The sequence below is a fragment of the Hassallia byssoidea VB512170 genome, from assembly GCF_000817785.2.
Lineage (GTDB): Bacteria > Cyanobacteriota > Cyanobacteriia > Cyanobacteriales > Nostocaceae > Hassallia > Hassallia carrinoi.
Window position 1 is genome coordinate 42617 of the sequence record NZ_JTCM02000042.1, and the last position, 10863, is coordinate 53479.

Sequence of the window (10863 nt, forward strand, 5' to 3'; positions counted from 1 at the left end):
AAATCATCAGCAAAAGTCAAACAATCAGTTAAAATCTTAAACAGTTTTATTCGTCAAGCTGTATGAAAGTCCAAAAATCATTGTTGTTTGGTTTGACTACGGTCGCGATCGCTTTCACTGCTACCCCAACTTTCAGCCAGTCAAGTTCTAACAGCAATACTTTATTTGGCTGTGAGATAATTAAGGATACACCAACCACTGTCGCTTACAATCCCAAAAATCAGGAAGAATACAAACCGCTGATTAAATGGGAAAAGGAGTATATCGAGTCACAGGATCTTGTCTCACATTGTCAACGCGCAGCTAAGATATTAAAGAACCGCTACGACAAAGAAGAACTGGGTTTATGGGGATTAGAGCTTAATTCAAACAATCAAACTGCTGTTATTTGCTTGATTAATCAACGAGGTAAAAGCTGCAATCTTAGTGGTGAGGAGTTCTTTCGTGTCAAAAATGTTAAGACAGCACAAGACTTCTACAAGGCTTTATCTGCAATCGTCGTTCCTCCTAATATAATTGAGCTAGATGAAAAGACAATTAAAGATAAATTTAGAGCTGGTGCTGTTGATCAAACTTACTCCAGAATGAGACCTAGAAGTTGGTTCCAGATATTATTTCAGTAGAAAATATTAGACATCGACCGAATTTAATGGTGCGTTACCTGAAATCCGTGTAGGGACAATTCATGAATTGTCCCTACATTCATATTCACACCTATAGTCCTCTAACTTCTGCCACCATATTTGCTTGTATTTGAAAATGCGATACTCTTACAGAGTCACTTTGCGATCGCATTCCTGTAATTACCATTTTCACATTATTTGCAAGTGCTAGGTTAAAACCATTATGTCTGGCTAATTTTTCCGGTTGTTCGCAAGCAAACTCCATAAAGATAAAAGTAAAAAGTAAAAAGATAAAAGTAAAAAGTAAAACGATTAAAGATTATCTAGAACAAAGCACATTTAATATTTCTTTTTCCAATATTCAGCAACTCGCTTTTGCCACTGTTCCCAGTAATTATTCATTGCTTCAGAATCAAACCAAAATACCTCAGCCGGCATTTCTGGAATCGCTACCACTAATAAAGCATGATTTAACTTAATATCATAATCTCGATAATAATCGTTTACGGCTCCCATATACGCTACAAGTTGCAGTGGATACTCATATAAACGCTCAATTGAATTTTTCGGTTTGTCTGCTGTTTTCCATTCGCAAATGCAGGGAATGCCTTTATAATTAGCAACACAATCAACTTTTCCTGAATAGCTCAAATCGTAGTGAAAAACTGAGCCTTCAATCAGCTTCACTGTGTCAATTTCTTTCAAAATCGGTTTGATACTCTCCCAATAAGGAAGACTTGCTTCTGGACAAATCGGATTTTCACCAAGTAAATAGCGCTCAATTTGTTTGTGGGTTTGAGTTCCCCGACGACTTGCGGTTGTAGAAATACGGGTAGCTTCTTCTGTACCTACACGCGCTTTCCAGTTGAATAGTCTGTCACGTTCTTCTTTTGGTTTCGTGGCATTAAGTATAGTTGTCACACTCGGAAAGCGACTTCCTTTAGCATCTACATAATATTGTTTACCATTTTCCCGGACGGATTTGGCATTTATACGGGGTAGTAGTTCGGTATCAAATGGCATCAGTTGAATTTGATTTTGAGAAGAAATTGCTTTTTTATGCCTTAAGGCTTACCTCTAATACCAGAGGTAATATTCACCCATGTTAACTAAAGTTGTAAACGAAATCACTTTTTCTTGTTCTTGTGCGTTCTTGCCCTTTTCCTAAATAACTGCAAGAGGTATATGTACACTAACTTCATCTTAATATTTCTCAATGTTTTGTTGCTTTTTTGCATTATTGGCAACAATTATAAATTATACAGAAAAATAATAATATCTTATCTATTTGTTTTACTTAACATCAGAAGAGAACATCTTGACAAAGCCAGTATATTAAAATACAGTTATTAGCTAACACACAGCTTATAATTACAGCAAAGAAAAAGAACTTGTTTGTAGACTAAAGACAAGTAATAAAAAAGAATTTGGATAAAACAAATGAACAGCAAAATTATTGCAGCTTTGGCAATCATCGCAAGTGTTACAAGCTTGGGAAATTCAGTTTACGCCCAATCATCACCAAACACACCACAATATACGTTAACTGGTAATTCTCTCAGCGGAATTAATAATAGAACAGCACAGGACGACTACGCCAAGTTTTTTGCACCAAGCAATTCTGCAAACGCTCGTGGCAATAATAGTAGAGAAACAATTGTACCTACAGGTGTTTTGCAAATCGGCGATGGTGTCCAACTAAGGAGATCTGACGAACCTCTAACACTGCCAGACACTCCGATTATTCTGCAACCGGCTGAGTCTGATAATGACATTAATGATGGGGTGCAAGTGCAGCTTGTTGGTCAATAGCATTGATTTTAAGCACAAAGCGTGCTTACTACGGCTTTTTCTCAATCGCTGCGGATTTAGTCGGTGTAGAATCAAATAGCCCCTCTGCCTTGCGTAGTTGAAAAGCAACTCAAAGACAGAGGGGACTTTATTTTTAGGCGATACTCCGAACGCATGTGCGTTCCGCAGGAAAGGAGTTGCTCCGCGATCGCCTCAAAGTAGCCAAGCAAATATAAATTGGCATTTTTGCCAATTTGTAAACACTTTGCAGTAAAATTATTCCTTTAGATAGAGGAGGGCAAAAAAGATGACTCGTGTGATCATCGTGCGCCACGGTCAAAGCACATATAACACAGAAAAGCGTGTCCAAGGTCGCATAGATGCGTCCACCATAACCGAAAAAGGTCGTAATGATGCCAGTTTAGTAGGCAAAGCCCTGAGTAATATTCAATTTAATGCGATTTACAGCAGTCCTTTACAACGAGCGAAAGAGACAGCAGATATCATCCAAAGTGAATTGACAATTCATTCTAGAGAATCTCTTGTTGGGCAAACTTCTCATAAATTGCTGGAAATTGACCTTCCTTTATGGGAGAAAATGCTCACTGCTGATGTCAAGCAGAAATTTGCCGACGACTACCGCACCTGGAAAGAACGTCCTCACGAACTGCGGATGCTAGTTCCAGAAACTGAGGGAACAAGAGAACATTTCCCGGTTTTGGCTTTATACGAACAAGCGCGGCAGTTTTGGCAAGAAATTTTGTCTCGCCATCAAGGGCAAACTATTTTGATTGTCGGGCATAACGGTATTAATCGAGCGTTAATCAGCACCGCATTGTCGATTTCTCCATCTCGCTATCATTCCATACAGCAATCTAACTGTGGCATCAGCGTACTAAATTTTTCTGGGGGATTAGGAGAACCAGTTCAACTAGAATCGATGAATCAGACGCAACATTTGGGAGAAACTCTGCCTTCGTTGCGACCGAATCATCAAGGAGTAAGATTGTTGCTAGTGCGTCACGGTGAAACTGAATGGAATCGTCAAGGTAGATTTCAAGGACAAATTGATATCCCCCTAAACGATAATGGTAGGCTTCAGGCACAAAAAGCCGGCGAATTTCTTAAACTTGTAGCAATTGATTTTGCCGTTAGTAGTTCAATGCTGCGTCCTAAAGAAACAGCGGAGATTATTTTAGAGCATCACAAAAGTGTAAAGTTGGATTTAGTTGATGGTTTAAGAGAAATTAGTCACGGACTTTGGGAAGGAAAATTTGAAAAAGAAATAGAGCAAGAATATCCCGGAGAATTGGAACGTTGGCGAACAATTCCCGCAGAAGTACAAATGCCTGAAGGGGAAAATCTGCAACAGGTATGCGATCGCAGTATTGTTGCTTGGCAATCTATAGTTGAAACAGCAATCTCAAATCAACTTCAAACCGGCTTAGTAGTCGCTCACGACGCTACAAATAAAACCTTGCTTTGTCAGATTCTCGGTTTACCATCAGAAAATTTCTGGAACTTCCGTCAAGGAAATGGCGCAATCAGCGTTATCGATTACCCTTCCGGACTGCATGGTTTACCAGTACTGCAAGCAATGAATATTACCACTCACTTAGGTGGAGGCGTACTCGATAAAACCGCAGCCGGCGCACTGTAAAAAAAGTGAGGAGTGAGGAGTTATGAGTGAGGAATAAAGTTAGGACGAAGAAGCAAAAAGTAAATAACTTCGCTTTTCTTAACTCCTAACTCCTACTCCTCGTACAGACGTTCCGTCGGAACGTCTCTACCTAACTCCTAACTCCTAACTCCTAACTGAAAATTTTTATGACTGAACTGCTGCAACAAGTACGAATTATCGACCCAGTTTCTGAAACTGACCAAATAGCTGATGTGTTGATTGCTGATGGTTATATCAGAACCGTCGCAGAAAGTATTTCTGATATTAGTGCCGATACTCAAATCAGAGATTGTCGGGGATTAATTTTAGGATCTGGGTTGGTAGATTTATATAGTCACTCCGGCGAACCTGGGTTTGAAGAACGGGAAACTATTTCCTCTTTGTTGCAAGCTGCTGCTGCTGGCGGCTTTACAAGAATTAACATCTTACCCGATACATCTCCACCGATTGATAACCCAGGTGCGGTAGCGCACTTGTTGCAGAGGGAGAGAAGGGGACAAGGGGGACAAGGGGACAAGGAGACAAGGAGACAAGGAGACAAGGAGACAATTCTTTCTCCCCATCCCCCCATCCCCCCATCCCCCCCTCTCCCCCTCCTCCACCTCTGGGGTGCTATCACTCAAGATGTTGCGGGGAAGCAGATGACCGAATTGGCGGATTTGGCGGCTTCTGGGGTGGTTGGTTTTGCTGATGGCGTAACTATTGAAAATTTGGGGCTGGTGCGTCGAGTGTTGGAATATCTCCAGCCTTTAGGGAAACCGATCGCCTTTTGGTGTTGCGATCGCCTGATTATGTCCAATGGAGTCATGCGTGAAGGACAAGATTCTATTCGCCTAGGTTTACCAGGAAATCCCGCTATCTCTGAAACTGCCGCGATCGCTTCTTTGTTGGAATTAGTCGCCGCCATCGGTACTCCTGTTCATATTATGCGCGTTTCCACCGCTCGCAGTGTCGAACTCATCGCCAATGCAAAATCTCAGGGTTTACCCGTCACCGCCAGCACTACTTGGATGCACCTTTTACTTGACACAAAAGTAATTAAGAGTTATAATACCAGCCTGCGTTTAGAACCACCTTTAGGAACACCGAGCGATTTAAGGGCTTTGCGTGCAGGTGTGCGGATGGGAATTATAGATGCGATCGCTATTGACCATACACCGCATACTTACGAAGAAAAAGTGCAAGCGTTTGCAGAAGCTTTACCTGGGGCAATTGGTTTAGAGTTAGCATTACCCCTGTTGTGGCAATATTTAGTAGAAAGCGGTGAATTTACAGCTTTGGAATTATGGAAAGCTTTGAGTAATCGTCCTGCGGAGTGTTTAGGACAGAAAATGAGTGCGATCGTCAAAAATGAAAAGGCAGAATTAACTTTATTTAATCCCCAAGAAAGCTGGAAAGTCAACAGCGAAAATCTCTACACTTTATCTTGTAATACACCTTGGTTAGGACAACAGTTAACAGGTCGTGTCGTGCAAACTTGGTGTTAAATATGAATTAAAGCAGCAAAAATCAAATTAGAAAATGACAACTCTTAACGCTCGTAATTTGTCCCTAGAAGATGTTCAACGTCTTTTCGGCTTTCAAAAACAGTACGCTGATTCATTCACCCCGTTGTTATCGCTAGAACCGCTAACAGAATTAGAACAGCAAGAACTTGTACAAATACGGGATGACTTTGATAGATATTTAACAGCTGGTAAAGTTTCCGAAGGGCAAGTAAAGTTTCTTGTAGTTGCACCTTTAATGCGTTTAGCCGGCTTTTATCGCTATCCTATCCAGATTACTTTGGAAGAAGATATAGCAGATATCAATATAGAAGATGAAGATACAAAAATTACTGGTAGGATGGATATTTTAGCTGTTACTAAAGCGAAACGCATAACAGCTAATACATCTTTTTGGATATTGGTAATTGAATCTAAAAATAGTAGCGTTGCCCCAATAGAGGGTTTGCCGCAATTGCTGACATACGCCTATAAAAGTTTACAGTATCAAACTTCGGTTTGGGGATTAGTGACAAACGGACAATATTATCAGTTTGTGTATATCAAACAAAGCGATGCCCTAATTTATCAGCTAATGCCAGTGTTAAATTTTATGGAATCTCAACGTGCAATTGATTTGCTACAAGTTCTGAAAGCAATTTGTCAGTTATAGCGTGATGTGCAACTTATTCTCAGAACTTCTCTCCAAACCTCTCCTCCGCAGGGAGAGAGGCTTTAATTCTTAGTCCCCTTCCCTCGTAGGGAAGGGGTTGGGGGTTAGGTTTGAGAGAAAGTCGCATACGGCATGTTATAGCAATAAAATATAACTTCTGAGGAAGAATTCCATTATGGAAACACATACAGATATAAGAGTGAAAGTCACAGCAGAAGGTCAATTAGAACTTCCAGCAGAAATTAAAGCAAAACTGAGTCCTGGTGATGAATATATGGTGACAATTACAGAAGCAGAAATTGTTCTGAAAAAAATCCGCAAGCCGACTGTAAACCTAGATGAATTTCTCCAACGCCTTGATGAATTGGAACCAGACCCTAATCAACTTTCTTTAGAATAAATTAGTGAAATTGTCAAGGAAGTACGACGGGAAAGACGTTCTAAAGCATGAGGATTGTATTAGATGTCAATATCACAGCAGCGGCTTTGCAAACTTAGTATTTAATAAAAAGCGCAAGTTCACCAAGTTATATTATGTGAGGATAATTGCTTGTCATTGCGAACGGAGCGAAGCGAAGTGTTCGCGCAGCGTGTCGCAGACAAGCAATTTGAATATTTTTTATAAAAAAATTAGAATTTAATGCTGGGTTACGGCGCAAATGTAGATTTATGGTATTGCTGCAAATATTTATTGTGCGTCTCCACCTGTAACTACAAATCGATTTATCCCCATTTAATAATATAATCATGATATTAATTGGGCTATTATTGTGAGTTTTGATAATGTCTGTAAAGTGCTGGCAGAGAAATATTCAGCAGATTTTGTTAGGTGGTTAATTGCTGAAGAATCTACCAATGTTAAGGTGTTAAAAACTGAGTTAAGTTTAGATCCAATTCGTGCAGATTCTGTGACTTTTCTACAAACTGCTAATCAGATTTTGCATATTGAATTTCAGACTTTAACACAGTCAAATCCGGCAATTACTTTCCGAATGCTGGATTATTCTGTGAGGTTAAAACGTCAATACAAGTGTCCAGTTGTACAGGTAGTAATATTTTTGCAGGAGACGGATGATGAAATTGCTTTTACTGAAGAATATGTGGATGATACAACCATACATCGCTATCGTGCAGTAAGAATGTGGGAGCAAGATTCAAGCTTATTTTTGAGCAATTCGGCATTGTTACCGTTAGCACCTTTGTGTCGAACTGATTCCCCGCGAGATTTATTATCGCAGGTTGCTCAGGAAGTCGCTAAAATTTCAGATAGGGAGACAAGGCAGAATACAGCAGCTTATACTGAGATTTTAGCAGGTTTGCGGTTTGAGAAGGGTTTGATTGGTCAGTTATTAAGTGAGGATATTATGCAGGAATCGGTTATTTATCAGGATATTTTGCAGAAAGGTGAGGAACGTACAATCATACGCCAGCTTAATCGACGTTTTGGTGAAATAAATTCGTCATTAATTGATCAGATTAAACTGTTACCTATTGAAAAACTAGATACTTTGGCAGAAGCATTACTAGATTTTTCAGCTTTATCTGATTTAGTTACTTGGCTTGAGCGAAATACAAGCAGTTAAGTAATCGTGGTTAAAATCTTGGGTTACGACGCACTAAAGATTGATGCGATTCTACTTGTCATTGCGGGAGCGATCGCCTAGTGTTCGCGTAGCGTCTCGAAAAGAAGCAATCGCATAGACTTTGCGATTACTTCGCTTCACTTCGTTGCGCTCGTAATGACATATTGTGGGTGATTTGCCGGACATCATATTACCTCACGTCCGGGTGAAGAATCTCGCACATCTGCAAAAACTTCGGGTTCAATACTTACTGCTTCTAATTCTTGTTCTTGGCAAAATTTTTCTAGGGATTTCCAGAATTGAGACTCACCACTCACGATTATTGTAGATTCGTCTAGAATCTCAATAACTATTTCTTGCCCATCAGGAATGTTTATTTCCTGAAATATTTCTATACTATTTCTGCGCTTGATGCCTTTTATTTTCATAGTTTTTGTTCTAGAAGTAACAATTTGCTTGACTGACAAATCTTGTGTGTTGCAGTCTAACTTACCCTGCAATAAATTGATTGCTCATAGCTCAAGTCTACTTTAGTAGACTAGGTATGCTTTTCAGTCTACTTTAGTAGACTTCTGCTGTTAGCTTGGGAATTGATTCGCAAGCGGGGAAGATTTGTTAACCCAGTGCCAGGTAAGGTCAACGTATAAACCGCAATACTTCGTGGGGAATGACTTATTTGTGAATCTTTACAATTTACTGTAAGCCTTATATGTTACAGTTTGCAAGTCTCGACGCGAGAGAAGAGAAAACCACGTCGCCCTCCCACAAAACGAAACGCTTCTTATAACTTTTAACCAGCATATAAAAGGGAGCAACGGGAAGGTGTCCAACGGGAGCATAAGTCTCAAAAGTGAGGTCTGTGTATTGCAGCCATTCGCCCCCTCTTTGCCAGCCGACGCGATCGCCAAACTTTTCCAAGTCTTTTCCTACACTTTCCCAAATGCGCTTTTGCACACTAAACCCAAAGTGCCCATTGCCGTATTTTACCCACAGTTGCTCAATAGTGCGTAGGTCAGTGCAAGGAAAGTTTTCAATAGATTCAACACTAAGCCAGAGTTCTTGTTCCCTGCCAGCGGCTTTGAGCATCACTGTCCGAGTTTCTTGATCTGCTTGTTTCCACTTTTCAGCTTTGAGTAAATCGCGCAAGTGCGTGTAGTCTACACCCTTGTCAGAACTGAGATGATCATTCTCCTGCGTTGGTTTTGTCGTGGTTGTCTTAGTAGCTTCTTCTGCTTGTTGCTTCTGTAACTCCGCTGATTTTTGATATTCCGCTTCTACTGAAGATGCAATCTCTAACTCAATTGCTGCGACATCCTCATCCCTAAGACCTAAAATATCCTGCTGATAATCCTTCAGTATCTTACGAGTATGTTCATCCAGGGGATATTTTTGCTCAACTACCTCAACAAAAGCTTGTTTGTAACTTTCCAAGTTTGCAAACCGTCTGCGGAAAGGTTCTAATACTTCGCTTTCTATTTCCTCGGCTTTTTTATCTGTAATTCCAAATGTTTTCCGTTTCGGCTTTAAGATTAAGTAAGCAAGTTTACTAAGTTCACCATTTTGGGCATATTGTTCTACAAGCTTGCGATACTCTGCCTCTGCATTCTTGGGGGCATGTGCTAGTAGAATATTAAAGCCTTCTTTATCCAGAATGATCTCTGGTGTCATCTTCGGCTTTACCGCTTGAACTTTTGCTTTAGCGTAAGCGTGCAGTTCCTGTACATGAATATTCCCATCGTTGTCTGTGTCTGCTGCACCTGTCTCAATTCCCTCAACTAAATATTGAGTGTAGAGCGAAAGCGGTAAACCTTCCTGCTCAAATGAAGTTTGAGTTGCACTACTAGATGTGAGAACAACTCGTCCCTCAGCACCTAGCTGCTTTTTGATATCGACACCGACACTTTTTGTCCTCCAACCTTGAGCGATCGCACCACTATAGCAAGCATCCAAAATCAATACTTGCCGTTTAGCATAGCAATTGTTTGATTGCCCTTGGATAAAATTTGCGTCTACAGCAGTAGCTTCAAAGTCGTCTTTAGCTGTAATCCGAGTTGTTAAATAGAGATGACCATCATCATTAGTAATACCATGACCAGAGAAAAACAGTAATACTAAGTCATCTTTAAGAGCTTCTTTAAATAGCTTTTGAATTGCCTTTCGCATTTCGCTATCAGTGGGATTAAGCAGCCGTTCGACTTGCTCAAAACCTCCCAGACTTGGGTTAAGCAAAACTCGCTGCATAGCTTCCACATCATTGAGAGCAGATGATAGGGGAGGGATACCTTCACCATATTCACTGACTCCAATCAGCAGCGCTATCTTCTTAGGCATTTTTGCCATCACCCATTGCAGCCAAAAGGTCTTTTGCTATTCTCTCACTCTCTAATAGCTCTTTTCGGCTTTTTGCTTCAATGTTGACTTCTTTATCTCCAACTTTGACACTAATTTTCATCGGCTTGTCTGCCAAGCGATCGCCCAAAAAACCTAAAAAGCTTTTGACATTCTTCATGCTTACTTCAGCCGTCAGCACTCCGATTAAAGTGGCAAACCCTTTACTTCCCGCTTCCGGGTTCAAATCTTCCGCACGGTCTGCCTTCTCAACCTCATCCAAATCCCGGATTTCCTGTAGCAGCTTGTTTGCTATTTTTTGTCGTCTCTCATCATCTAACTCTGGATCTGAAACGGCAAAGGTGAATTTAATAATCGGTTCGCCTGTCATTTTAACCTTGAAAGTCGCGTCATCTACATGGTAATAGATTACATTTTCAGATTTGACGTTCCGTCAGAAAAAAGATAGCCCAAAAGCGATCAAGAAGCGATCGCAACGTCTAATAGCCTGCGGAGGCAGGCTTTGTTCGTATAGCCCCACCCTTCTTGGGTGAGGGTAAATAAATCACATAGTTTTGCGTAAATGCGTAGCGTTTTTAAATGCATCGCTCTGCATTAACATAACATCGCTCTGCATTGGCATAACATCGCTCTGCATTAACATAACATCGCTCTGCATTGGCATAACATCGCTCTGCAT

Annotated in this window: 12 protein-coding genes; 7 read left to right on the top strand and 5 right to left on the bottom strand. The window is 40.5% G+C overall.

What is annotated here, in order from left to right; genetic code table 11:
• The first annotated feature begins 62 nt into the window (after positions 1-62).
• Positions 63-623, top strand: a complete 561-nt coding sequence (locus PI95_RS18405; protein ID WP_039752746.1) for a COP23 domain-containing protein — start codon at positions 63-65, stop codon at positions 621-623.
• A 91-nt stretch (positions 624-714) separates the two neighbouring features.
• On the opposite strand, the gene PI95_RS18410 is transcribed toward PI95_RS18405, so the two are convergent.
• Both PI95_RS18410 and PI95_RS18415 read right to left on the bottom strand, forming a co-directional pair.
• A complete protein-coding gene (locus tag PI95_RS18410) occupies positions 715-888 on the bottom strand; it encodes a hypothetical protein (RefSeq protein WP_163518991.1) in 174 nt (57 codons plus the stop codon).
• A 74-nt stretch (positions 889-962) separates the two neighbouring features.
• Positions 963-1646, bottom strand: coding sequence for a PD-(D/E)XK nuclease family protein (locus PI95_RS18415; RefSeq protein ID WP_039752745.1), 684 nt, complete (start codon positions 1644-1646; stop codon positions 963-965).
• A 417-nt stretch (positions 1647-2063) separates the two neighbouring features.
• Between PI95_RS18415 and PI95_RS18420 the strand changes: the two genes are divergently transcribed.
• From PI95_RS18420 to PI95_RS18445, 6 genes are all read left to right on the top strand, one after another.
• Complete coding sequence (locus tag PI95_RS18420; protein ID WP_039752744.1) at positions 2064-2435, top strand: hypothetical protein; 372 nt, start codon at positions 2064-2066, stop codon at positions 2433-2435.
• A 286-nt stretch (positions 2436-2721) separates the two neighbouring features.
• A complete protein-coding gene (locus PI95_RS18425) occupies positions 2722-4074 on the top strand; it encodes a histidine phosphatase family protein (protein WP_039752743.1) in 1353 nt (450 codons plus the stop codon).
• A gap of 167 nt (positions 4075-4241) precedes the next feature.
• A complete protein-coding gene (locus tag PI95_RS18430; RefSeq protein ID WP_039752742.1) occupies positions 4242-5582 on the top strand; it encodes a dihydroorotase in 1341 nt (446 codons plus the stop codon).
• 34 nt (positions 5583-5616) lie between these two features.
• Entirely contained in the window at positions 5617-6252 is a 636-nt protein-coding gene (locus PI95_RS18435) for a hypothetical protein (RefSeq protein ID WP_039752741.1), read from the top strand.
• Positions 6253-6427: 175 nt separating this feature from the next.
• Positions 6428-6652, top strand: a complete 225-nt coding sequence (locus tag PI95_RS18440) for an AbrB/MazE/SpoVT family DNA-binding domain-containing protein (RefSeq protein ID WP_039753969.1) — start codon at positions 6428-6430, stop codon at positions 6650-6652.
• A gap of 370 nt (positions 6653-7022) precedes the next feature.
• Positions 7023-7835: a DUF4351 domain-containing protein gene (locus PI95_RS18445; protein ID WP_039752739.1), complete on the top strand. Its 813-nt coding sequence runs from the start codon at positions 7023-7025 to the stop codon at positions 7833-7835.
• A gap of 185 nt (positions 7836-8020) precedes the next feature.
• On the opposite strand, the gene PI95_RS18450 is transcribed toward PI95_RS18445, so the two are convergent.
• The 3 genes from PI95_RS18450 to PI95_RS18460 form a co-directional block, all read right to left on the bottom strand.
• Positions 8021-8263 carry a hypothetical protein gene (locus PI95_RS18450; RefSeq protein ID WP_039752738.1) on the bottom strand — a complete coding sequence of 81 codons (243 nt, stop codon included), beginning with the start codon at positions 8261-8263 and terminating at the stop codon, positions 8021-8023.
• 277 nt (positions 8264-8540) lie between these two features.
• On the bottom strand, positions 8541-10166 hold the full coding sequence (locus PI95_RS18455) for a caspase, EACC1-associated type (protein ID WP_163518992.1): 1626 nt from the start codon (positions 10164-10166) through the stop codon (positions 8541-8543).
• Positions 10159-10554, bottom strand: a complete 396-nt coding sequence (locus PI95_RS18460) for a hypothetical protein (protein ID WP_039752736.1) — start codon at positions 10552-10554, stop codon at positions 10159-10161. Before PI95_RS18460 ends, PI95_RS18455 begins: the two co-directional genes overlap by 8 nt.
• Positions 10555-10863: the final 309 nt, after the last annotated feature.